Genomic DNA, 21263 nt, shown 5'->3' with positions numbered 1-21263 from the left:
ATCACTCGGGCGGACGGAACGCCTCGCCTTGACGCTGCATGCCTGCCGCGCGGCCCTTTCCGGCGATCACCAGAGCCATCTTCCTGCTCGCCTCATCGATCATCTCGTCGCCCAGCATGGCCGCGCCTCTGGCCCCGCCGGCACGCGAGGTGTGCCACTCGTAGGCCTCGAGGATCAGCTCGGCGTGGTCGTAGTCCTTCTGGCGGGGGCTGAAAATTTCGTTGCCCGCGGCGATCTGGTCCGGATGCAGCACCCACTTGCCGTCGTATCCCAGCGCCGCCGAACGGCCCGCGACGCGGCGGAAGCCTTCGACGTCGCGGATCTTCAGGTACGGGCCGTCGATCGCGAGCACGCCGTGCGCCCGCGCCGCCACGAGGATTCGCATCAACACGTGGTGGTGCGCGTCGCCGACGTCGTAGCCCTCCGGCTGTTCGCCGACTTCGAGCGTGCGCATGTTTAGGCTCGCGGCCATGTCGGCGGGGCCGAGCACCAGCGCCTGCACCCGCGGTGCGGCCGCGATCGCGTCAATGTTGGTGAGGCCCTGCGCATTCTCGATCTGCGCCTCTATGCCGATGCGGCCGACGGGCAGGCCGTGGGTGGCTTCGAGTTGACTCAGCAACAAGTCCAACGCCTGAATGTGGGTGGCGTCGCTGACCTTCGGGAGAACCACGATGTCGAGTGCCGCACCGGCAGTGGCCACCACCTCGATGATGTCGGCGTGAGTCCAGGGCGTCGTCCAGTCGTTGACGCGCACACCGCGTAGTTGGCCGGCCCAGCCCGGTTCGGCGAGCGCGGCCGCGACCCGCGTGCGGGCCTCGTCCTTGGCATCCGGTGCGACGGCGTCCTCGAGGTCGAGGAACACCTCGTCGGCGGACAGCATTTTCGCCTTCTCGACCATTTTCGCGCTGCTCCCGGGAACGGAAAGAACCGTTCGGCGGGGTCGATACCGGTTTTCCACAACCACACTCTCTACCCTTTGAGACATGGCGGCGGTCAACAGGGTCTATGCGGCCCGACTCGCGGGATTGGTGGTCTTGGGCCCCGACGGCGAGTCCATCGGCCGTGTCCGCGATGTGGTGGTCAGCATCAGCCTGGTGCGCCAGCAGCCGCGCGTGCTCGGCCTGGTCGTCGAATTGCTCACGCGGCGACGGATTTTCGTGCCGATCCTGCGGGTGACGTCGATCGAGCCCGGCGCCGTGACGCTGGCCACCGGCAGCGTGTCGCTGCGCCGATTCGCCCAGCGTCCCGGCGAGGTGCTGGTCCTCGGGCAGGTGATCGAAACCCGGGTCCGCGTCGACGATCCCGACCTGCCGGAGCTGGCCAACGTCGACGTGGTCGTCGTCGACCTCGGCATCGAGCAGACCCGCACGCGGGACTGGATGGTCACGAAGGTCGCCGTGCGCCCGCACCGGCGCCTGGGCAGGCGCGCCAACGTGCACGTGGTCGACTGGCAGAACGTCCACGGCCTCACCCCCTCCGGTCTGGCGATGCCGGATCAGGGCGTCGCGCAGCTGCTCGAGCTGTTCGAGGGCCAGCGCGCCGTGGAAGTCGCCGAAGCACTGCGAGAACTGCCGACCAAGCGCCGCTACGAGCTGGTCAACGCACTCGACGTCGAGCGACTGGCCGACGTGCTGCAGGAACTTCCCGACGACGACCAGCTCGATGTGCTCAGGCGGCTGCCCGGGGACCGGGCCGTCGACGTTCTCGAGGCGATGGACCCCGATGACGCGGCCGACCTGCTGGGGTCGATGGCCCCGACCGATGCCGAGCAGTTCCTGCGCCGGATGGATCCCGAGGATTCCGAGGACGTCCGCCGCCTGCTGGCGCACTCCCCGGACACCGCGGGCGGCCTGATGACATCCGAGCCCGTGGTGCTGGCACCGGACACCACCGTCGCCGAAGCGCTGGCCCGAGTCCGCGACCCAGACCTGACCCCCGCGCTGGCCTCGCTGGTGTTCGTCACCCGCCCCCCGACGGCCACGCCCACCGGCCACTACCTGGGCTGCGTGCACCTTCAGCGGCTGCTGCGCGAACCGCCGGCGGACCTGGTCAGCGGCATCATCGACACCGATCTGCCGAACCTGTCCCCCGATGACTCGCTGGGCGCGGTGACCCGCTACTTCGCTGCCTACAACCTGGTCTGCGGGCCCGTCGTCGACGAAGAGAACCACCTGCTGGGCGCCGTGTCGGTCGACGACGTGCTCGACCACCTGCTGCCCCACGACTGGCGCGAGACCGAGGAACCCGAACTCACCGGCGCCGAGGGCACCTCATGAGCGACCGCAGCCGGCTCGACACGCCGCTGGCCACCCGGCGGTTCTCGTTCAACGTCGACCCCGAGGCGGTCGGGAACTTCAGCGAGCGGATCGCCCGGTTCCTCGGCACCGGCCGCTATCTGGCGTGGCAGACCATCATCGTCATCGTCTGGATCGCGCTGAACCTGTTCGCGGTCGGGCTGCGCTGGGACCCGTATCCGTTCATCCTGCTCAACCTCGCGTTCTCCACCCAGGCGGCCTACGCGGCGCCGCTGATCCTGCTGGCACAGAACCGCCAGGAGAACCGGGACCGCGTGTCGCTCGACGAGGACCGCCGCCGCGCCCTGCAAACCAAGGCCGACACCGAGTACCTGGCCCGCGAACTGGCCGCCCTGCGGCTGGCGATCGGCGAGGTCGTCACCCGCGATTACCTGCGCAGGGAGCTCGACGAGATGCGGGAGATGCTCGCCGCGCTGCAGCCGCAGACGGGCGAAACCGGCGACGACGGAGACGGCCGAAGCGAGCAGGGCGAGCGCCGGAGCAGAAAACCGAGTCTGGGTAGCTAACGCATTGCTGTAACGCGGCGGTTATCTAGTAGGTATGGTGACTTGGTTCACAAGCGACTGCAGACCTAGGACGGTTGAGTGCACATAAGGGGAGGAGCCGCCCTCAAGGCCGTGCGGCGCCAAACGGGGCGTCTGCGGCGTATCCCGGGCCCTCGAGTGCAGAAATTGACATCTGCCAACGGCATGCGCGCCGGCCTCGGCGTTGCCATCATCACCCCGATCATCCTTGCCGGCAGCGTCGGCGCGTCGGCGCCGTCACCGCGCACACCCACCTCGGATGCGGCGGTGACGCCACTGGCTGCGGTCGAACCGTCACCGGGAGCGCGTTCGGGCGCGTCGGTGGTCGCGGTGGCCAAGGAGCCCATGGCCTTTCACATCGCCGCCTCGACGGCCTCCGCTCCTCCGCCCGCAGCCGTAGTGAATTCGCCTGGCACACTGGGCATTCCGGCGATGGCGCTGTCGGCGTACCGCAATGCGGAGCGCATCATGGCCTCGGCGTATCCGGGCTGCGGCATCAGCTGGAACCTGCTGGCCGGTATCGGACGCATCGAGTCGATGCACGCCAACGGCGGAGCGACCGACGCCAGCGGCACCGCCATTCGCCCCATCTACGGGCCCGCGCTGGACGGCACTCTGCCCGGCAACGAGGTCATCGTGCAGAGCCGCGTGGCCGACCGGGTCACCTACGCCCGGGCCATGGGCCCGATGCAGTTCCTGCCGGGGACCTGGTCGCGGTATGCCTCCGACGGCGACGGCGACGGCAAGGCCGAGGTGCAGAACCTCTACGACTCGACGCTGGCCGCGGCCCGCTACCTGTGCAGCGGCAATCTCAACTTGCGCGACCCGAACCACGTCATGACGGCGATCCTTCGCTACAACAACTCGGTGGCCTACGCCCGCAACGTGCTGGGTTGGGCCGCGGCCTACGCGACCGGCGTAGTGCCGATGGACCTGCCCCCGATCACCGGATCGGTGCCGACGCTCGACGAGACCGACAACAGCCTGCACCTGACCGACCTGAAGGCGTACCAAGGGCTGGGGCCGGGACTCCCCCTGAACGCGCTGGGGCTGCCGTCCAATGATCCGCTGGCGCTCATGCCGTTGCTCGAACGCGACGCCGTCGCCAGCCAGATGGGCAACATGCCGGGCTTCGCCCCAGGTCAGCGACTTGGACCGCTGCCCGGACCGGCACCACAAGGGCCGGCGGCCTCGCCGCAGGCGCCACCCGCGCCGCCGCCGTGGACCCCGCCGTGGATGCAGCCACAGCGCCCCGAATGCGCGGTGTTCTGCATTCAGGACAACCCGGCGCCGCCGCTGCAACCCGCGCTCGGCGGACCGCCGGTCGCCCAGCCGATGCTTCCGCCCGCTCCGGCTCCGCTGGCGCCGCCCGCCCCTGGTGCCCTCCCGCCAGGACCCGCGCCGGTCGGCGCACCCGCTCCCGTTGTCGGCGCACCCGCGCCCGCTCAGGCACCCGGACCGGCGACCCCGCCGGGACCGGCGCCCGGTCCGGCCGCAGCGCCGGGTCCGGCGCCCGGACCGGTCGGTTAAAGGCCGCCGTCGAGTCGGCCTAGACTCGACGGTGATGTCTCAATCACCCTCTGACCTGGAAGCCGCGATCCGTCGCGCGCTGGCCAAAGTGATCGACCCCGAACTGCGGCGGCCGATCACCGAGATCGGCATGGTCAAGAACGTCACCGTCGAACCCGACGCGGCCGTCCACGTCGAGATCTACCTGACCACCGCCGCGTGCCCAAAGAAGACCGAGATCTCCGATCAGGTCAGCCGCGCCGTCGCCGACGTGCCCGGTACCGGCTCCGTGCGGGTCAGCCTCGACGTGATGAACGACGAACAACGCACCGAACTGCGCAAACAGCTGCGTGGCGACTCGCGCGAACCCGTCATCCCGTTCGCCCAACCCGGGTCGTTGACCCGCGTCTACGCGGTGGCCTCCGGCAAGGGCGGCGTCGGCAAGTCCAGCGTCACGGTGAACCTCGCGGCGGCCATGGCCGCTCGGGGTGTCTCGGTGGGCGTGCTCGACGCCGACATCTACGGCCATTCGGTCCCGCGCATGATGGGCATCACCGACCGGCCCACCCAGGTCGAGTCAATGATCCTGCCGCCGGTCGCCCACGACGTTCGGGTGATCTCGATCGCGATGTTCACCCAAGGCAACACTCCGGTGGTCTGGCGCGGCCCGATGCTGCACCGCGCGCTGCAGCAGTTCCTGGCCGACGTCTACTGGGGCGATCTGGACGTGCTGCTGCTCGACCTGCCGCCCGGCACGGGCGACGTCGCGATCTCGGTGGCGCAGCTGATTCCGGGCGCGGAGATCCTGGTGGTGACGACGCCCCAACTGGCGGCCGCCGAGGTGGCCGAGCGGGCTGGCGCGATCGCACTGCAGACCCGTCAGCGCATCGTCGGCGTCGTGGAGAACATGTCCGGTCTGCAGATGCCCGACGGCACGACCATGCAGATCTTCGGCGAGGGCGGCGGCAAGCAGGTCGCCGAGCGCCTGACGCGTGCGATCGGCGCCGACGTGCCGTTGCTGGGACAGGTTCCGCTCGACCCGGCCCTGGTGTCGGCCGGCGACTCCGGGGTCCCATTGGTGCTGTCCGCGCCGGACTCGGCGGCGGGTAAGGAGTTGCGCAGCGTCGCCGATGCCCTGTCCAGCCGCAAGCGCGGGCTGGCGGGGATGTCGCTGGGCCTGGATCCGGCCGGTAGATAACGGTCTCGTGTTCGAGGCCGAACTGCGCCACACCCTGTCCCACATGGCGTTACAGTGCTGTTCGTGGGTAGGGCGATGTTAGCCAACGGGCGGGGCAAGCTGCTGGCCCTCGTCGGCTCGGTCGCGTTGTCCGCCGCCCTGTTCTACGCCCAGTCCGCGAAGCCGCCGGAAGATCATCCCGCCCCGCCGGTGGCCGCGCGTCAGGATGCGCCCGCCGGTGCTCCGACGCTCAAGATGCCGACCGAAGCGGAGTTGCTCGCGGCGAGCGCTCCGGTTGCCAGCGCGGCAACCCCGTTCGAGTTGCCGGCTGGTCTGGCACCCGAAGGCGGATTGCAGGTCAACACCATTCGGGTGGCCCGCGCAATCAGCGTGTTGTTCCCCGAGATCAAGACGATCGGCGGATACCGCCAGGACCCGCTGAAGTGGCACCCCAACGGGTTGGCGCTCGACGTGATGATCCCCAACCACAGCAGCGAAGAGGGCATCGCGTTGGGCAACCAGATCGCCGGTATCGCGCTGGCGAACGCGGAGCGCTGGGGCGTCATCCACGTGATCTGGCGGCAGGGCTTCTACCCCGGCGTCGGCGCGCCGAGTTGGACGGCGGACTACGGCAACGAGACGGCCAACCATTTCGACCACGTGCACATCGCCACCAACGGCGGCGGCTACCCGACCGGCAACGAGCACTACTTCATCTGAAGGGCGCGCCGCTAGGTGGCGTCGGTGTCGAACGGGGTCGTCGCGGGCGATTCCGGTGGGGCAGCCGACGGCAGCTCGGATGTGTTGGCCGGTTTGTCGGCGGGCCGGTCGGACGATTTCCTGTCGAAATTGCCGGTGAAGAACGAATCGTCCCCGTCGAGCAGATGCTTCGTCAGCGCGGCGCGCGGCGTCATACCGCGCAGCTTGTTGAGCTCGCTCAGCGGCTCACGCAGGTCGTCGAACTCCGGGCCGAGGTCCTCGCGCAGTTGGCTGGTGGCGCCGCTGATGTAGTCGCGGGCCTGCCGCAGCGCACCCGTCGTCCACCGGATCGCGCCGGGCAGCCGCTCGGGCCCCAGGATCACCAGACCGGCGATCACCAGGATGAGCATCTCGCCCCAGCCGACGTTGGCGAACATGGCTACGAGTTGTCGGGACCCGGGTTGACGGTCAGCGTCACCCGCCGGCCGTCACGCATCACCTCGATAGGCGCGTCCTGGCCGATCTTGAGCTGACGCACGGCAACGACGAACTCGTCGGCGTCGGCCACGGTGCGGTCGCCGACCTTGACGACGACGTCGTTCTCCAGGATCCCGGCCTTCTCGGCGGGGCTGCCGGCCTTGACGTTGGCCACCTGCGCGCCGGAGGCGATGTCGTTGCTGACCGAGCGGGCGGTCAGGCCCAGCGTCGGGTGGGCGATCTTGCCCTCTTTGATCAGGGACTCGACGACCGATTTGACCTCGTTGATCGGGATCGCGAAGCCCAGCCCGCTGGCGCTGTCGGACAGCGATTTACCCGCGGTGTTGATGCCGATGACGTTGCCGTTCATGTCGATCAGGGGACCGCCCGAGTTGCCGTGGTTGATCGGCGCGTCGGTCTGCAGTCCGTCGATCACCGTGTCGGTGTCCGATCCGTCACCCGACAGCGGGACCGGGCGGTGCAGCGCGCTGACGATGCCCGCGGTGACGGTGCTGCGCAGGCCCAGCGGGGCGCCGGCGGCGATCACCTCGTCGCCGACGCGCAACTTGTCCGAGTCGCCCATCTTCGCAACGGTCAGGTTGTCGACGTTGTCGACCTTCAGCACGGCGAGGTCGGTCTTGGGATCGCGCCCCACGAGGTTGGCGGGCACCTCTTTGCCGTCGTTGAAGACGATCTTCATCTTGTACTTGCTCGGATTGTTCGCGGCCTCGGAGATCACGTGGTTGTTGGTCACGATGTAACCGCGGCCGTCGATGACGACGCCGGAGCCCTGCGAACCTTCCTGATCGCTGGTCGCCTCTACCGTCACCACCGAATCAGCAACGGCCGCAGCGACTTTGGCGATCTGCCCCTCGGGCGGCGGGTCATCGCCGGAGGTGTTGAGCGTGACCTTCGACGTGGTGAACGCCTCGACCACCTCGGCGGTCTTGCGGCCGACCCAACCGCCGGCGAAGCCGATCACCAACGCGATGATCGCCAGCGACGCCAACGCGACGTAAGAGACCCGACCGCCGAACAGCACGTCGCGCACGCCCAGCTTGCCCGTCGGCACGTTCGCCTGGGGACGCGGCGCCTCGTGGACCGCGGGGGCGCCGAGGGCGACCGGCGCGGACGGATCCCGCCAGGGGTCGTCGGCCATGTCGCCGTCCTGCCCGTCGCGCTCGGCCTCGAGCGCGCCCGCATCGGCGGGATGGCGCTGCAGCGACTCACCGTTGGCATAGGGCCGGCCGAACGCCTCGGCCAACACGGGATCGGGCGGTTGGTCGGTCGGCGTGAACTCACCCTGGTCGCGGTACTTGTCCAGGCCCACGAACGAGCCTTCGACGCCGTCGGGCCTGCCGAACGCGCGCTGCGCCGCCGGATCGACGGGCGGCCGCGAGACAGGGCGGGGTTCCAGGCGCTCGCGCCCGGTCTGGTCGAGATTGGTCACCCGGTCATCACCCTCTGTGAAAGCGCCCGCCATTGCCGGCGCGGATCGCTGCTCGTCTTCGCACTCACCCTACCGGCGCTTGCGCCGCGGACGCTGTGTGCCGTCAGCAAACTGCGACTGCTGCGTCTCGACGGGCGGCTCCGGCGGAGCATGGTGCGGGATCTCGGACAATAGGCCCAAAAGTGAGCTCGGCACGGCGACCGGTCGCGATTCCCGCAACGCCGCACGCGCCTGGCGCTGCGCGTCGACCTCGGCCGCGCACTGCGGACACAGCGACAAATGGTGCGCGGCGCGAAGATGCGGGGTCAGTCGTAGTTCGCCGTCGACGAAGGCGGCGATGGCCTCGGTGGAGAGGTGTTCGGTCGAGCCGAACTGGCGCGGGCCGACCGGCGCGTCGCTCTGCGAGGCGAAGTGAGAGGGCAGCCAAGAGAAGGCCCGACGGAACACATGTCCCGGGTCGACCATCGCCCAGCTCCTCTCGCTGCGTGTCACGGCGTTCATTCGAATGTAGCGCGGCGCGCTGTGCGAAAGACGGCGAACGTCAGGCCGTTTTGGCCACGTCGCCGGGCTGACCGGAGGCGGAGGTGCCGCCGTGGTTGGCGAGGTAGTCGCGAAGCGCCTGCCTACCGCGGTGGATACGACTGCGCACCGTGCCGAGCTTGACGCCCAGCGTCGCGCCGATCTCCTCGTAGGAGAGTCCCTCGATGTCACACAGGACGACCGCGGCGCGGAACTCCGGCGGCAGGGAGTCGAGCGCGGCCTGCAGGTCGGGGCCCAGCCGCGAGTCGTGGTAGATCTGCTCCGGGTTGGGATCGGCGGCCGGAACCCGGTCGTAGTCCTCGGGCAGCGCCTCCATGCGGATGCGTCCGCGCCTGCGCACCATGTCGAGGAACAGGTTGGTGGTGATGCGGTGAAGCCACCCCTCGAACGTGCCGGGCTGGTAGTTCTGCAGCGACCGGAACACGCGGATGAAGGTCTCCTGGGTCAGGTCCTCGGCGTCGTGCTGATTACCCGACAGGCGGTAGGCCAGCCGGTAGACCCGATCGGCGTGCTGGCGCACGAGCTCATCCCACGACGGCATGGTCGATTTGTCGCCCGTGGCGTCGAACACCGCGGTGCCGGTCATCTCGTCCGAGGGCTCGACCCACTGCCCGTCCGAAAACTGTTCGAGGTGGGCCATTGAAGTCGGCGCCATCTTGATGGTGGTCGTCACATCCTCCTGGTCGCAGCCGCCATCGAAAAGCGGCGGTTCGCTACTACCCGCAACGCGGAGATCCGCATAGGTATTCCCTGCTCGGTCCCCCGGATGCCAGCGTCCGCCGTTTTCCATGGGACATACGTTCTCCGACCGTTCCGTGCTTGGCATATGAGCAAACTGAACATTTCCTGAGAAAGCTTTTCTACCCATTTTTGACCTGCGCGAACCCGGTGGATTTTTCGCCTAATCCGGCGGTCGGGAACGGGCGTGTCGCGATGCTGACCCCCACCGGTTGGCTACGCTGCGGGCATGCCGGGCACCGACGACGTCATCGGACCGCACAACCGTGCCGAATCGATCGTGTCGCACGCTGAGCAGTCCATCTCCGAGGACTCGATCGTCGCCGCGGCCCGCGAACGCGCCGTCGACATCGGCGCGGGCGCCGTCACCCCCGCGGTCGGGGCGCTGCTGTGCGTGTTCGCCAAGCTGACGGCGGCCAAGGCGGTCGTGGAGGTCGGCACCGGCGTCGGGGTGAGCGGCCTGTGGCTGCTGTCGGGTATGCGCGAGGACGGCGTGCTGACCACCATCGACCTCGAACCCGAACACCAGCGCCTGGCCAAGCAGGCGTTCAGCGAGGCCGGGATCGGCCCGGGGCGCAGCCGGTTGATCAGCGGTCGCGCCCAGGAGGTGCTGACCCGGCTCGCCGATGAGTCGTACGACCTGGTGTTCATCGACGCCGACCCGGTGGACCAGCCGCAGTTCGTCGCCGAAGGCGTCCGGTTGCTGCGCCCCGGCGGCGCGATCGTGCTGCACCGCGCGGCGCTCGGCGGCCGTGCCGGCGACGCCACCGCCAACGATGCCGAGGTCGCGGCCGTGCGCGAGGCCGCCCGGCTGATCGCCGAGGACGAACGGCTCACCCCGGTGCTGATTCCGCTGGGCGACGGCCTGCTCGCCGCCGCGCGCGACTGATTTCTCCCCGCGAGCAGACGCAAACCTGCCCTTTTTCGCGATTTTTTAGGCAGTTTCGCGTCTGCTCGCGGTACCTAGGCGACGGCCTTTCCCGCGCCACCCCCTTGACCGTCGACTGAACGCGCGTTTAGTCTACTGAACATGCGTTCAGCATCGAACGATCTGACGGCGGTCGCACGGATCCGCGACGCCGCGATAGAGCAATGGGGCCAACACGGCTTCAGCGTGGGCCTTCGGGCCGTCGCCGAGGCGGCTGGGGTGTCGGCCGCGCTGGTGATCCATCACTTCGGTTCGAAGGAAGGCCTGCGCAAGGCGTGTGACACCCATGTCGCCGACGTGATCCGCGAGACCAAGACCGAATCGCTGCAGACGCACGACCCCGCCACGTGGCTGGCGCAGATGGCCGAGATCGAGTCGTACGCGCCGCTGATGGCGTATCTGGTGCGCAGCCTGCAGTCGGGCAGCGAGCTGGCCAAGTCGTTCTGGCAGCAGATGATCGACAACGCCGAGCAGTATCTCGACGAAGGGGTCCGGTCCGGGCTGCTCAAGCCGAGCCGCGACCCCCGGGCCAGGGCTCGGTTCCTGGCGATGGCCAGCGGCGGCGGTTTCCTGCTGTATCTGCAGCTGCACGACTCCGCGGATCTGCGTGTGGCTCTTCACGATTACGCCGAGGAGATGGTTCTTCCCGCGCTCGAGGTCTACACGCAGGGGTTGATGACCGACTCGACGATGTACGACGCGTTCCTCGCACAGCGCGAGAAGGGAATTCCGTTCAGCAGCACCCAGAAGGGAGATCGCGATGACGGCTCAGACGGCGGGACCACTGCGGCGAGCTGACCGCCGAGGCGGTGAACCGGCGGTCGAAATCCACGGTCTGTCAAAGTCGTTCGGCCATACCCGAGCGCTCGACGGCCTGGATCTGACCGTCGCGCCGGGCCAGATCACCGGGTTCCTCGGGCCGAACGGCGCGGGTAAGTCGACCACCATCCGCGTGTTGCTCGGGCTGTTGCGGGCAGACAGCGGCACGGTCCGGTTGCTCGGCGGCGACCCGTGGCGCGACGCGGTTGCCCTGCACCGCCGCATCGCCTACGTGCCGGGCGATGTGACCCTGTGGCCCAACCTGACCGGGCTTCAGGCGATCGACTTCTTGGCCCGCCTCCGCGGCAACGGTGTGGACAGCTCTCGACGCGATCAGCTGATCGAGCGCTTCGAACTCGACCCGCACAAGAAATCGCGAACCTACTCCAAGGGCAACAGGCAGAAGGTCGCGATCATCGCGGCGTTCTCGACCAACGCCGAGCTGTACATACTCGACGAGCCGACGTCGGGACTGGACCCCTTGATGGAACGGGCGTTTCAGCAGTGCGTCGGCGAGGTCGCCCAACGTGGCGCCGCGGTGCTGTTGTCCAGCCACATCCTGGCCGAGGTCGAAAAGCTTTGCGACAGCGTCACCATCATCCGCGCCGGCCAGACCGTGCGGGCGGGCGCCCTCGACGAGTTGCGCCACCTGATGCGCACGACCGTGACCGCACGAACCCGCCAGGACGGCAGACGCCTCCAGGACGCACCCTTCGTTCACGACTTCGCGATCCGGGACGGCCACTACGTCTTCGCGGTCGACCGCAACGACCTCGATCGGGCGATGGACGTTCTGAGCGATCTCGGGATTCTGGACCTGACGGTCACCCCGGCCTCGCTGGAGGACATGTTCCTGCGCGAGTACCAGGGGGTGGCGCCATGACGACGACCATCGCGCCGACCGAACTGCGGCGCGGCGCTTCGACCGCGTGGACGGGAACCTTCGAATTGCTGCGCCCTGCGCTGCGCCGCGACAAGGTCCGGCTTGGCGTCTGGATCGCGGTGCTGACGTCGCTCATGGCCTACGCGCCGGCCGCGGTGGAACTGGCCTATCCTGAAGAGCTGCAACGGCTGACGCGCGTCGAGCTGCTCAAGACCCCGGCCGGAATGATGATGGGTGGCCCCATGTTCGGCCGCAACGAGACCGATCTCGGCGCGATGATGGCCAACGAGATGATGCTGACGTTGATCGTCGCCACGTCGATTCTCGCGATCCTCACCGTGATTCGGCACACCCGCGCCGAAGAGGAAAGCGGCGCAGCAGAGTTGGTGTTGTCGTCGGTCGTGGGCCGGTACGCCAGAACCGCGGCAGCGCTGATCCTCGTCGGTGCCGTCAACGCGGTGCTCGCGGTGGCGCTGACGCTGGCGATGGCCGTCAACGGGCTCGACGTCGTCGACGCCGCGGCGATGAGCATCGGTGTGACCGGGGTGGCCATGGTGTTCGGCGCCGTGGCCGCCGTGACCGCGCAGCTGTGGCGGCAGTCGCGTACGGCGTCGGGCGCCGCGATGGCCGCGCTGGCGGTTGCCGCGGTGGTCCGTGGCGTCGGTGACGTGATCGACAACTCCGGCAGTGCGCTGAGTTGGTTCTCCCCGATCGCGTGGGCCCAGCAGATGCGTGCGTTCGTGGACCTGCGGTGGTGGCCGTTCACGCTGCTGGTCGCGCTCACCGGTGCCCTCATCGCGCTGGCCGTCGTGCTGGAGGGCAGGCGCCAGTACGACGACGGCACATTGCCCTCCTCCGGCGAGCGCCCCGACGCCCGTCCAATCACATCCGTTCTGGGACTGCACCTGACGCTGCAGCGCGGCCAGACGATCGGGTGGACCGTCGGGTTGTTCCTCGGTGGCCTGGCGTTCGGGTCGATGACCAAGTCGTTGCTCGACGCGGCCGCGACCAACGAGGTGATCCAGCGTGTGATCGCGCAGCAGGGCGCCGGCAGCGCCCAAACCACGATGACGCAGTTCCTTGCGGCCGCGGCTAGCGCGTACGTCGTCGGCGCGGTGCTGCGGGTGTACACCGACGAGGAGCGTGGTCTCGGCGAGGTGGTGCTGGCCGGGTCGGTTTCGCGGTGGCGCTGGCTTTTCACCGCGGTGGGTTCGGCGCTGCTCGGCTCGGTCCTGCTGATGTTCGTCGCCGGCCTCGGCAATGGCCTGGGCGCCGGCATCACCGTCGGCGACGCCGCGACAGTGCTTCGGCTGACCATGGCCGGGTTCGCCTACGTGCCCGCCATGGCCGTGATGGCCGGCGTCGCCGCGCTGGCCGTCGCGGTCCGTCGACCCTGGATCGGCTGGCTGGCGGTGACGGCGGTCGTCGTCACGCTCTACCTGGGACCGCTGCTGCGGTTGCCCCGGTGGGTCATCGACCTGTCACCGGTCAGCCGAATCACGGCGCCGAGCGACTACCCCGTGATCGCGCTCGTCGTCATGGTCGTCGTTGCTGCGGCCCTGACGTGGTTCGCCGGCGCCCTGTACCGCAGGCGCGACGCGATCTGAAGCGGCGGCCATGAAACTCCTTGTCCAGCTGACACTGTCGACCATCGCGGGTCTCCTCTTCATCGCCCTGCTGCTGTTCGTGCCGGCGGGCACGCTGAACTACTGGCAGGCGTGGGTCTTTCTCGCCATCTTCGCGCTGGCCACCACGGTGCCGAACTTCTATCTCGCATTACGGCGGCCCGATGTGCTGAGTCGTCGCATGCGCTCCGGGCCGACCGCCGAACGCAGGACGATCCAGAAGTTCGTCAGCATCGGCTATCCGCTGCTGTTCGTGGCCATCGCCGTCGTCAGCGCGCTCGACCATCGGTTCGGATGGTCGACGGTTCCGTTGGCGGTCGTCGTGCTGGGTCAGGTGCTGGTCGCCGTCGGGCTGGGCATCGGGATGGCGGTGATCCTGGTCAACAGCTACGCCGCCGCCACGGTGACGGTGCAAGCGGATCAACAGTTGGTGTCCAGCGGACTCTACGGATTTGTCAGGCACCCAATGTATTTCGGCGTGATGATCATGATGGTTGGGTGTCCACCGGCGCTCGACTCGCTCTGGGGGCTGACCCTGGTCGTGCCGGGGACGGCGATTTTCGTGCTCCGCATTCTCGACGAGGAGGCGCTACTCCGCGACGAGTTACCCGGTTACTCCGAGTATGCCGGACAGGTTCGTCATCGCCTGGTGCCCTACATCTGGTGAAAGGTGGGTGGTCTCATGAAGATCGTCCTGCAGACGCTCGCGTCGGCGGTTTTCGGAATCGCCTTCTTCGCGGTGTTGCTGTTCGTTCCCGCCGGCACGCTGAACTATTGGCAGGCCTGGGTTTTCATCGCCGTCTTCATGCTCGCGACCCTGGTGCCGAGCCTCTACCTCGCGGTGCGTGATCCCGCCGCGTTGCAACGACGGATGAAGGCAGGTCCCGGCGCCGAAACCAGAACCTCGGAGAAGCTGATCATCAGCGGGCTCATCGCCGCCGTCGTCGCGGTTCTCGTGATCAGCGCGCTCGACCACCGGTTCGGGTGGTCGCACGTACCGACCGTGCTCGTCGTCGCCGGTGACCTCCTAGTGGCGATCGGACTGGTCGCCGCGCAGTGGGTGATCATCGAGAATTCCTACGCCGCAGCGACGATCACCGTCGAGACCGGCCAGTCCGTGGTGACGACGGGGCTGTACGGCATCGTGCGGCATCCGATGTATGCCGGCACGCTGGTCATGATGCTCGGCACCCCGCTCGCGCTGGGCTCGTTCTGGGCGCTGATCGCGGTTGTCGCCGCGCTGCCTCTGCTCGCGGTGAGGATCGTCGACGAGGAATCCATGCTGCGTCGGCAGCTGGCGGGCTACCCCGAGTACACGAACCAGGTGCGCTACCGCCTCGTGCCGTACGTCTGGTGACCGACCGTGCGCCACAGCCCGACGAACACCGCCGCCACCACGAAACGCACCACCGCGTTGACGACCATCGTCGTGTTCGCCTGCGTGAGGCTCATGTAGACGATGTCGAGCACGCCGCTCGTCGCGTGCAGCACGGCCAGCGTCACTACGATCAACCGCAGCGCGGCACGGTCCGTCAATCGGGCGGCTCCGAACGACAGCACCGCGACCGCGAGCTCGGCCGCGCCGACCAGGTACACCAGCAGATACGCCTGCCGGTCCAAGGTGATGCCCGCGACCGACGGAATCGCCGTGGGAAACAGCATCAGGACTGCCGCCCCGGCCAACGTGATCACGCCGTGCACCACGAGAACCGCTCGTAGTGTGGTCATATCCGCCTCCTGTCATATCCGGCCGCCCGCATTCGTCACAGAGATGACGGATCAGACCCGGACGGTATGACGAGAGCGCCCCGATGACCATGATCGACGAGCACCTGACGACGTTCAACGAGCACCGCGACCACCTCCATGCGGTGGCCTACCGGATGCTCGGCTCGGCGAGCGACGCCGACGACGCGGTGCAGGAGGCATGGCTGCGCATGCGGCGCGCCGATGTCGGCGCCGTGCGCAACCTCGGCGGCTGGTTGACCACCGTCGTCGCTCGCATCTGCCTGGACATGCTGCGCGCCAGGGCCGCGCGAGCCGAACAACCGCTCGACGATCTCGGCGAAGGTGACGCCCCGCACGCTTCCGGTTTCGATCCCGAACAGGAAGCCGTCCTGGCCGACTCCGTCGGCGTCGCACTGCTCGTCGCGTTGCACACGCTGTCGCCCGACGAGCGGCTCGCGTTCGTCCTGCACGACATGTTCGATCTGCCGTTTGCCGAAATCGCCCCGATCGTTGGGCGGTCGGCGAACACCGCCGCTCAGCTCGCCTCCCGTGCGCGCCGCCGCGTCCGCGGCCAGGACGCCCCGCGGGCAACCGAATTCGTGCGGCAGCGACACCTCGTCGACGCATTCCTCGCCGCAGCGCGCAACGGTGACTTCGATGCGCTGCTCGCACTCCTGCACACCGACGCGGTGCTGCACGTCGACGCTGCGGCAGGCGGGATCGCCACGACCGTTCGCGGCGCACACGCCATCGCGGGCAACGCGCAGCGCTTCGCCGCGAACGCCAGGTTCGCCGAACCCGCCGTGATCGACGGTGCGCCGGGGGTCGTGGTCGCACCGGCCGGACGACTGCGCCTGGCGCTGCGGTTCACCGTGACCGACGACAGGATCGGCGGAATCACGATCGATGCAGATCCACGTCGGCTGAGTCACCTTCAGTTGGCGCTGCTCGACCGATAATGCGGATGTGGAACTGCTGACCGGGCTCGGCCTGGCGACCGCGGCGGGACTCAACGCCTATATCCCGCTGCTCGCGCTCGGCCTGCTGTCGCGGTTCACCGACCTCATCAGCCTGCCCGCCGGCTGGGCGTGGCTGGAGAACGGTTGGGTCATGGCGATCGTGGCGACGCTGCTCGTCATCGAAATCGTCGCCGACAAAGTGCCCGCCCTGGACAGCGTCAACGACGCTGTCCAGACGTTCGTGCGGCCCACGGCGGGCGGCATCGTGTTCGGTTCCGGCACCGCCGCTCAAACGTCGGCGGTGGCCGATCCCGGCGCGTTCGCCCAATCCGGGCAGTGGATCCCGGTGGTCATCGGCGTCGTCGTCGCACTGGTGGTGTCGCTGACCAAGTCGACGGTTCGACCGGCCGCGAACGTCGCCACCGCCGGGGTGGCCGCGCCGGTACTGAGCACCGTCGAGGACGGAGTCAGCGTGGGGCTGGTCTTCGTCGCGATCCTGCTGCCGGTGCTGGTGCTGGTGGCCATCGTCGCCATGGCGTGGCTGGCGTTCCGGATCCTGCGGCGACGCCGCCGCCGCAACGCCGCACCGGGCTGACCCCGGGCCGCGTTACGTGAGGGTCGTGACGTAATGCCCGCCGGAGTAGTAGTCGATGTTCAGCTTGCCGCTGGCGTCCTTGTAGCCGCAGGTGGACACCGTCCCCTTCTTGTTGTAGGTCCCGCCGGCGGCCTTGCATTCACTCTTGATCGTCTGGTCCGACAGCTTCTCCGCGTGGGCGGCCGGGGCGGTCGTGGCCATCAGCGCGCCGACGGTCATGACGCCGGCGGCGACGGCGGCGGTGATGCTGGTGCGTTTCATCATGCCTCCTGTGTTCGTGGCCTCCTCGGCCGCTGCTGGTCGAACCAGCATGAAACACAGGAGCTTTGGGCATAACGGGACGAGCACCCCCACCGTCGATCGCGTGGTGGGGACTGCGGAACGAACCGCGATTGGGGGGTTAGGGGGTTCAGATCCAGACGCCCTTGCCGACGGCCACCACTCCCCCGGCGCTGATCGCGAACCGTTCGCGGTCCTTGTCGAGGTCGACCCCGACCATCTCCCCCGGTCCGACGACCACGTTCTTGTCCAGGATGGCATGGCGCACCACCGCGCCGCGGCCGATGCGTGCGCCGGGCATGATCACGCTGCCCTCGACGATCGCGCCGTCGTCGACGACGACGTTCGACGACAGCACCGAATTGCGCACGGACGCGGCCGAAATGATGCTGCCCGCGCCGACCACCGACTCCTGCGCCGACCCGCCGTTGACGAACTTGGCAGGCGCCAGCATCTCCGCCTCACCGCGGATGGGCCAGCGCTTGTTGTAGAGGTTGAACACTGGGTGCACCGACACCAGGTCCATGTGCGCGTCGTAGAACGCGTCGAGGGTTCCCACGTCGCGCCAGTAGCCGTGATCGCGTTCGGTCGCGCCCGGCACCTCGTTGTTGCTGAAGTCGTACACCGCGGCCATGCCGTCGTCGACGAGACGCGGAATGATGTCGCCGCCCATGTCGTGGTCGGAGTGGTCGTCGTCGGCGTCGGCGCGGATCGCGTCGATCAGCACCTTCGTCGTGAAGATGTAATTGCCCATCGACACGAACGCCTCGTCGGGATTGTCCGGGGTCCCCGGCGGATCGGCCGGCTTCTCGACGAAGCTGCGGATGCGGCCGGACTCGTCGGCGTCGATGACGCCGAATGCGGTGGCCTCGGCACGCGGCACCCGGATGCCCGCGACCGTGGCGCCGGCGCCGCTTTCGATGTGGAACTGGACCATCTGCTCGGGGTCCATGCGGTAGACGTGGTCGGCGCCGAACACGACGATGTAGTCGGGGTCCTCGTCGTAGATCAGGTTCAGCGATTGGTAGATCGCGTCCGCGGAACCGGTGTACCAGCGCGGGCCCAACCGCTGCTGGGCGGGCACGGGCGTGATGTATTCACCGGCAAGTCCGGACAGCCGCCAGTTCTGGGAGATGTGGCGGTCGAGCGAGTGCGACTTGTATTGCGTCAGCACGCAAATCCGCAGATACCGCGCGTTGACCAGATTCGACAAGACGAAGTCGATGAGACGGTAAGCGCCGCCGAAGGGAACGGCGGGCTTGGCTCGATCCGCGGTCAACGGGTAGAGCCGCTTGCCCTCCCCGCCGGCCAGGACGATGCCCAGCACGTGTGGCAGTTCCCTCATGACACAAACCTATCGGCAGCCGCTGTCCGGGGCTAGGCATTGGTGCCCCGAGTCCGGTGCGAAACCCATCCGCACCTGCGGTGGCTTGCCCCCGGAACTAGGGTCGAAACCATGCGGGTGGCGATGATGACTCGGGAGTATCCACCCGAGGTTTACGGCGGGGCGGGAGTGCACGTCACCGAACTGGTCGCTCAACTGCGCCACCTGTGCGAGGTCGACGTGCACTGCATGGGTGCGCCGCGCGCCGACGCAATCGTCGCCCAACCCGATCCGGCGCTGCTCGGCGCCAACGCCGCGCTGTCGATGCTGTCGGCGGACCTCAACATGGTCAACACCGCGGTGCGGGCCGACGTGGCGCACTCGCACACCTGGTACACCGGGCTCGCCGGTCACCTCGCCGCGTTGCTCTACGGCGTCCCCCATGTGCTGACCGCGCACTCGCTGGAGCCGATGCGGCCGTGGAAGGCCGAACAGCTCGGCGGTGGGTACCGGGTGTCGTCGTGGGTCGAGAAGACCGCGGTCGAGGGCGCAGACGCCGTCATCGCGGTCAGTTCCGGTATGCGCGAGGACGTGTTGCGGACCTATCCCGCGCTGGACCCGAACCGGGTTCACGTGGTGCGCAACGGGATCGACACCGACGTCTGGTACCCCGCCGCCCCCGAGCCGGGCGAATCGGTGCTGGCCGAACTCGGCGTCGACCTGACCCGGCCCATGGTGGCGTTCGTCGGCCGGATCACCCGGCAGAAGGGCGTCGCGCATCTGATCGCCGCCGCCCACGCCTTCGCCCCCGATGTGCAGTTGGTGCTGTGCGCGGGAGCGCCGGACACCCCAGAGATCGCGGCCGAAGTGACAGAGGCGGTTCAGAAGCTGTCGCAGGCCCGCGCCGGGGTGTTCTGGGTCCGCGAGATGCTTCCTATCGTCAAGATCCGCGAACTACTCTCGGCGGCAACGGTGTTCGTATGCCCATCGGTGTACGAGCCGCTGGGCATCGTGAACCTGGAGGCGATGGCGTGCGCGACGGCCGTGGTGGCCTCCGACGTCGGCGGCATACCGGAGGTCGTGGCCGACGGGCACACCGGGCGGCTGGTGCACTACAACGCACAGGACGCGGCGGGTTATGAGAGTCGGTTGGCCGCGACGGTCAACGAGTTGGTCGCCGACCCCGAGAAGGCCCGACGGTTCGGCGAGGCCGGGCGGCAGCGGTGCATCCAGGAGTTCTCCTGGGCGCACATCGCCGAGCAGACCCTCGAGATCTACCGCAAAGTGGGAGCTCCGGCGTAGCCGGTCGCACCGGAACCGTCAGCTCGTGACGTTCTTCAGTTCGTCCCCGAGCGCGGCTGCCTCGTCAGGGGTCAGCTCGACGACAAGTCGCCCGCCGCCTTCCAGTGGTACCCGCATCACGATGCCGCGCCCCTCCTTGGTTGCTTCCAGTGGACCGTCGCCGGTCCGGGGCTTCATCGCCGCCATCGAGTGCTCCCTCCACATGAGCCGGCCCACTCGCGGGCCCGGTCGGGGCCGAGACTGCCCACTCGTTTGACAGTTCCCGGCACTGAACTGCTACTGAACGCCTCTATTGTTCCCTATCGGCGCCGTTCGGTGTGCAAAGACCCGGCTAAGGGGGTTTTCTGCGTCGGCTAGGCGGGTGCCGAGGCGCCGTGCTTGACCGCCTCGACGAAGTACCCGCGCGGCACTCCTTCGGCGTCGCTCGGCGCCGGAGGTGTCGGCCACCGGCCCCAGGCGTAGCCCGGTTCAGCGACGTCGGTGACGACGGCGGTCCACCCGTGGGCCTCTGCCAGCTCGCCCGGCTCGTCGGTGCCGAACAGCCAGGGTGACCCTTGTTCGGCCATCGACTGCAGAAGCCCCGCCATCGCGTCGGACTCGAGCAGCGTCTTTCCGACCGCGTCGTAGAGCAGTACCGAGCCGGGCGCCGACAGCGCGTCGACGGTGCGGAACAGCTCGCGAACCGTCGGTTCGTCGAGGTACTGCAGCAGGCCCTCGATGAGCCAGATCGTCGGGCTCGCGGCGTCGTGTCCGGAGGACGTCAGCGCCGATGCCCAGTCACCCGCGAGGTCTGTGCCGATCGCGACGCGGCGGGCGCTGGGCTGCTCACCGGCCAGCCGCTCGTCCTTCGCGGCGATCACGCCGGGTTGGTCCAGCTCGTAGACGGTGGTATCCGACGGCCACGGCAGGCGATAACTCCTGGCATCGAGGCCCGCCGCGAGGAGGACCACCTGCTTGGCCGTCGTCGCCGCGCGCAGCAGCCCCTCGTCGAAGAAACGGGTTCGCACCACGATCTCCAGCGTCGACTCTTCTCCGGCCTCGGCGATCATTCCCGCCAGCATCTTCATGCCCGCTTCCCCCGCGAGTCGGCTCGCGAAGGGATCGTCGAACAGCGGCCCTTCGCGCGTGGATTCATGGGCCCGGATCGCCGCGACCAGGATGCCGGTGCCGGCCACCGGGGTCGTGTTCTCGAAGTTCGTGTCCATGCGCTTCTCACCGCCGCGGTCGCGGCACCCAGCAGTCTGCGGTGTGATCGTCGACCATTCCGGTCGCCTGCATCAAGGCGTACGCTGTCGTCGGTCCGACGAAGCGGAAGCCGCGGCGTTTGAGTTCCTTGGCCATCGCCGTCGACTCGGGGGTGACGGCCGGGACGTCGGCGAAGGTGGCCGGCCG

At 68.5% G+C, this 21263-nt stretch carries 25 protein-coding genes; 14 read left to right on the top strand and 11 right to left on the bottom strand.

Going from position 1 to position 21263, the window contains the following annotated elements:
- Position 1: 1 nt before the first annotated feature.
- Positions 2–958 carry an HpcH/HpaI aldolase/citrate lyase family protein gene (locus tag A5698_RS24405; RefSeq protein WP_084792605.1) on the bottom strand — a complete coding sequence of 319 codons (957 nt, stop codon included), beginning with the start codon at positions 956–958 and terminating at the stop codon, positions 2–4.
- A gap of 25 nt (positions 959–983) precedes the next feature.
- Between A5698_RS24405 and A5698_RS24400 the strand changes: the two genes are divergently transcribed.
- From A5698_RS24400 to A5698_RS24380, 5 genes are all read left to right on the top strand, one after another.
- Complete coding sequence (locus A5698_RS24400) at positions 984–2276, top strand: magnesium transporter MgtE N-terminal domain-containing protein (protein ID WP_067092017.1); 1293 nt, start codon at positions 984–986, stop codon at positions 2274–2276.
- Positions 2273–2821: a DUF1003 domain-containing protein gene (locus A5698_RS24395; RefSeq protein ID WP_068302270.1), complete on the top strand. Its 549-nt coding sequence runs from the start codon at positions 2273–2275 to the stop codon at positions 2819–2821. Before A5698_RS24400 ends, A5698_RS24395 begins: the two co-directional genes overlap by 4 nt.
- Before the next feature lie 78 nt (positions 2822–2899).
- Positions 2900–4369, top strand: coding sequence for a lytic transglycosylase domain-containing protein (locus tag A5698_RS24390; RefSeq protein ID WP_068302266.1), 1470 nt, complete (start codon positions 2900–2902; stop codon positions 4367–4369).
- A gap of 34 nt (positions 4370–4403) precedes the next feature.
- On the top strand, positions 4404–5546 hold the full coding sequence (locus A5698_RS24385; protein WP_068302259.1) for an Mrp/NBP35 family ATP-binding protein: 1143 nt from the start codon (positions 4404–4406) through the stop codon (positions 5544–5546).
- 75 nt (positions 5547–5621) lie between these two features.
- On the top strand, positions 5622–6245 hold the full coding sequence (locus tag A5698_RS24380; protein ID WP_156670882.1) for a VldE C-terminal domain-containing protein: 624 nt from the start codon (positions 5622–5624) through the stop codon (positions 6243–6245).
- 11 nt (positions 6246–6256) lie between these two features.
- On the opposite strand, the gene tatB is transcribed toward A5698_RS24380, so the two are convergent.
- The 4 genes from tatB to sigE all read right to left on the bottom strand — a co-directional run bounded on the left by tatB (position 6257) and on the right by sigE (position 9481).
- Positions 6257–6661, bottom strand: coding sequence for a Sec-independent protein translocase protein TatB (gene tatB / locus A5698_RS24375; RefSeq protein ID WP_068302257.1), 405 nt, complete (start codon positions 6659–6661; stop codon positions 6257–6259).
- Positions 6662–6663: 2 nt separating this feature from the next.
- A complete protein-coding gene (gene htrA / locus A5698_RS24370; protein ID WP_068302322.1) occupies positions 6664–8151 on the bottom strand; it encodes a serine protease HtrA in 1488 nt (495 codons plus the stop codon).
- A 69-nt stretch (positions 8152–8220) separates the two neighbouring features.
- The gene (gene rseA / locus A5698_RS24365) at positions 8221–8616 is read right to left on the bottom strand and encodes an anti-sigma E factor RseA (protein WP_068302319.1); all 396 of its coding nucleotides are present in this window, start codon (positions 8614–8616) and stop codon (positions 8221–8223) included.
- 76 nt (positions 8617–8692) lie between these two features.
- Complete coding sequence (gene sigE / locus A5698_RS24360) at positions 8693–9481, bottom strand: RNA polymerase sigma factor SigE (protein WP_067092006.1); 789 nt, start codon at positions 9479–9481, stop codon at positions 8693–8695.
- Between the two features lie 177 nt (positions 9482–9658).
- On the opposite strand from sigE, the gene A5698_RS24355 reads away from it, so the two are divergent.
- From A5698_RS24355 to A5698_RS24330, 6 genes are all read left to right on the top strand, one after another.
- Complete coding sequence (locus A5698_RS24355; RefSeq protein ID WP_067291098.1) at positions 9659–10318, top strand: O-methyltransferase; 660 nt, start codon at positions 9659–9661, stop codon at positions 10316–10318.
- 141 nt (positions 10319–10459) lie between these two features.
- Positions 10460–11155: a TetR/AcrR family transcriptional regulator gene (locus A5698_RS24350; RefSeq protein WP_068302254.1), complete on the top strand. Its 696-nt coding sequence runs from the start codon at positions 10460–10462 to the stop codon at positions 11153–11155.
- Complete coding sequence (locus A5698_RS24345) at positions 11118–12059, top strand: ABC transporter ATP-binding protein (RefSeq protein WP_068302251.1); 942 nt, start codon at positions 11118–11120, stop codon at positions 12057–12059. Before A5698_RS24350 ends, A5698_RS24345 begins: the two co-directional genes overlap by 38 nt.
- The gene (locus tag A5698_RS24340; RefSeq protein ID WP_068302249.1) at positions 12056–13666 is read left to right on the top strand and encodes an ABC transporter permease; all 1611 of its coding nucleotides are present in this window, start codon (positions 12056–12058) and stop codon (positions 13664–13666) included. The genes A5698_RS24345 and A5698_RS24340 overlap by 4 nt, the downstream gene beginning before the upstream one ends.
- Positions 13667–13676: 10 nt before the next feature.
- A complete protein-coding gene (locus A5698_RS24335) occupies positions 13677–14351 on the top strand; it encodes a methyltransferase family protein (protein WP_068302247.1) in 675 nt (224 codons plus the stop codon).
- 15 nt (positions 14352–14366) lie between these two features.
- Positions 14367–15041: a methyltransferase family protein gene (locus A5698_RS24330; RefSeq protein ID WP_068302245.1), complete on the top strand. Its 675-nt coding sequence runs from the start codon at positions 14367–14369 to the stop codon at positions 15039–15041.
- On the opposite strand, the gene A5698_RS24325 is transcribed toward A5698_RS24330, so the two are convergent.
- Entirely contained in the window at positions 15014–15412 is a 399-nt protein-coding gene (locus A5698_RS24325; protein ID WP_068302244.1) for a hypothetical protein, read from the bottom strand. The genes A5698_RS24330 and A5698_RS24325 overlap by 28 nt on opposite strands.
- Before the next feature lie 83 nt (positions 15413–15495).
- Between A5698_RS24325 and A5698_RS24320 the strand changes: the two genes are divergently transcribed.
- Entirely contained in the window at positions 15496–16371 is an 876-nt protein-coding gene (locus tag A5698_RS24320) for a sigma-70 family RNA polymerase sigma factor (protein WP_502688985.1), read from the top strand.
- 7 nt (positions 16372–16378) lie between these two features.
- Positions 16379–16966 carry a DUF4126 domain-containing protein gene (locus A5698_RS24315; RefSeq protein WP_068302243.1) on the top strand — a complete coding sequence of 196 codons (588 nt, stop codon included), beginning with the start codon at positions 16379–16381 and terminating at the stop codon, positions 16964–16966.
- A gap of 12 nt (positions 16967–16978) precedes the next feature.
- Here the strand turns inward: A5698_RS24315 and A5698_RS24310 are convergent, their stop codons facing one another.
- Positions 16979–17227 carry a hypothetical protein gene (locus A5698_RS24310; protein ID WP_156670881.1) on the bottom strand — a complete coding sequence of 83 codons (249 nt, stop codon included), beginning with the start codon at positions 17225–17227 and terminating at the stop codon, positions 16979–16981.
- A gap of 148 nt (positions 17228–17375) precedes the next feature.
- Entirely contained in the window at positions 17376–18590 is a 1215-nt protein-coding gene (gene glgC / locus A5698_RS24305; protein WP_067081572.1) for a glucose-1-phosphate adenylyltransferase, read from the bottom strand.
- Positions 18591–18701: 111 nt separating this feature from the next.
- Between glgC and glgA the strand changes: the two genes are divergently transcribed.
- Positions 18702–19871, top strand: a complete 1170-nt coding sequence (gene glgA, locus A5698_RS24300; protein WP_156670880.1) for a glycogen synthase — start codon at positions 18702–18704, stop codon at positions 19869–19871.
- Between the two features lie 18 nt (positions 19872–19889).
- Here glgA and A5698_RS24295 read toward each other — a convergent pair whose 3' ends face one another.
- The 3 genes from A5698_RS24295 to A5698_RS24285 all read right to left on the bottom strand — a co-directional run.
- A complete protein-coding gene (locus A5698_RS24295; protein WP_005059648.1) occupies positions 19890–20057 on the bottom strand; it encodes a DUF3117 domain-containing protein in 168 nt (55 codons plus the stop codon).
- Positions 20058–20224: 167 nt separating this feature from the next.
- Positions 20225–21076, bottom strand: coding sequence for an SAM-dependent methyltransferase (locus tag A5698_RS24290; RefSeq protein ID WP_068302235.1), 852 nt, complete (start codon positions 21074–21076; stop codon positions 20225–20227).
- 7 nt (positions 21077–21083) lie between these two features.
- The coding region (locus tag A5698_RS24285) for a DNA-3-methyladenine glycosylase I (RefSeq protein WP_197506881.1) at positions 21084–21263 on the bottom strand (180 nt) is incomplete at its 5' end.

It is taken from the genome of Mycobacterium sp. E136 (genome assembly GCF_001666865.1).
In the GTDB taxonomy this organism is placed as follows: Bacteria; Actinomycetota; Actinomycetes; order Mycobacteriales; family Mycobacteriaceae; genus Mycobacterium.
The sequence above is the reverse complement of the archived record's forward strand: the minus strand, read 5'-3'. Positions and strand labels throughout refer to the sequence as shown.

Excerpts from the sequence above, each read along its gene's own strand:
- sigE (WP_067092006.1), bottom strand. The coding sequence starts at position 9,481 with ATGGAAAACGGCGGACGCTGGCATCCGGGGGACCGAGCAGGGAATACC.
- A5698_RS24320 (WP_502688985.1), top strand. The coding sequence starts at position 15,496 with ATGACCATGATCGACGAGCACCTGACGACGTTCAACGAGCACCGCGAC.
- A5698_RS24295 (WP_005059648.1), bottom strand. The coding sequence starts at position 20,057 with ATGGCGGCGATGAAGCCCCGGACCGGCGACGGTCCACTGGAAGCAACC.
- A5698_RS24310 (WP_156670881.1), bottom strand. The coding sequence starts at position 17,227 with ATGAAACGCACCAGCATCACCGCCGCCGTCGCCGCCGGCGTCATGACC.
- A5698_RS24355 (WP_067291098.1), top strand. The coding sequence starts at position 9,659 with ATGCCGGGCACCGACGACGTCATCGGACCGCACAACCGTGCCGAATCG.
- A5698_RS24340 (WP_068302249.1), top strand. The coding sequence starts at position 12,056 with ATGACGACGACCATCGCGCCGACCGAACTGCGGCGCGGCGCTTCGACC.
- A5698_RS24350 (WP_068302254.1), top strand. The coding sequence starts at position 10,460 with ATGCGTTCAGCATCGAACGATCTGACGGCGGTCGCACGGATCCGCGAC.
- A5698_RS24395 (WP_068302270.1), top strand. The coding sequence starts at position 2,273 with ATGAGCGACCGCAGCCGGCTCGACACGCCGCTGGCCACCCGGCGGTTC.
- glgA (WP_156670880.1), top strand. The coding sequence starts at position 18,702 with ATGCGGGTGGCGATGATGACTCGGGAGTATCCACCCGAGGTTTACGGC.
- tatB (WP_068302257.1), bottom strand. The coding sequence starts at position 6,661 with ATGTTCGCCAACGTCGGCTGGGGCGAGATGCTCATCCTGGTGATCGCC.
- glgC (WP_067081572.1), bottom strand. The coding sequence starts at position 18,590 with ATGAGGGAACTGCCACACGTGCTGGGCATCGTCCTGGCCGGCGGGGAG.
- rseA (WP_068302319.1), bottom strand. The coding sequence starts at position 8,616 with ATGGTCGACCCGGGACATGTGTTCCGTCGGGCCTTCTCTTGGCTGCCC.
- A5698_RS24400 (WP_067092017.1), top strand. The coding sequence starts at position 984 with ATGGCGGCGGTCAACAGGGTCTATGCGGCCCGACTCGCGGGATTGGTG.
- A5698_RS24325 (WP_068302244.1), bottom strand. The coding sequence starts at position 15,412 with ATGACCACACTACGAGCGGTTCTCGTGGTGCACGGCGTGATCACGTTG.
- A5698_RS24385 (WP_068302259.1), top strand. The coding sequence starts at position 4,404 with ATGTCTCAATCACCCTCTGACCTGGAAGCCGCGATCCGTCGCGCGCTG.
- A5698_RS24380 (WP_156670882.1), top strand. The coding sequence starts at position 5,622 with ATGTTAGCCAACGGGCGGGGCAAGCTGCTGGCCCTCGTCGGCTCGGTC.
- A5698_RS24335 (WP_068302247.1), top strand. The coding sequence starts at position 13,677 with ATGAAACTCCTTGTCCAGCTGACACTGTCGACCATCGCGGGTCTCCTC.
- A5698_RS24330 (WP_068302245.1), top strand. The coding sequence starts at position 14,367 with ATGAAGATCGTCCTGCAGACGCTCGCGTCGGCGGTTTTCGGAATCGCC.
- A5698_RS24290 (WP_068302235.1), bottom strand. The coding sequence starts at position 21,076 with ATGGACACGAACTTCGAGAACACGACCCCGGTGGCCGGCACCGGCATC.
- A5698_RS24345 (WP_068302251.1), top strand. The coding sequence starts at position 11,118 with ATGACGGCTCAGACGGCGGGACCACTGCGGCGAGCTGACCGCCGAGGC.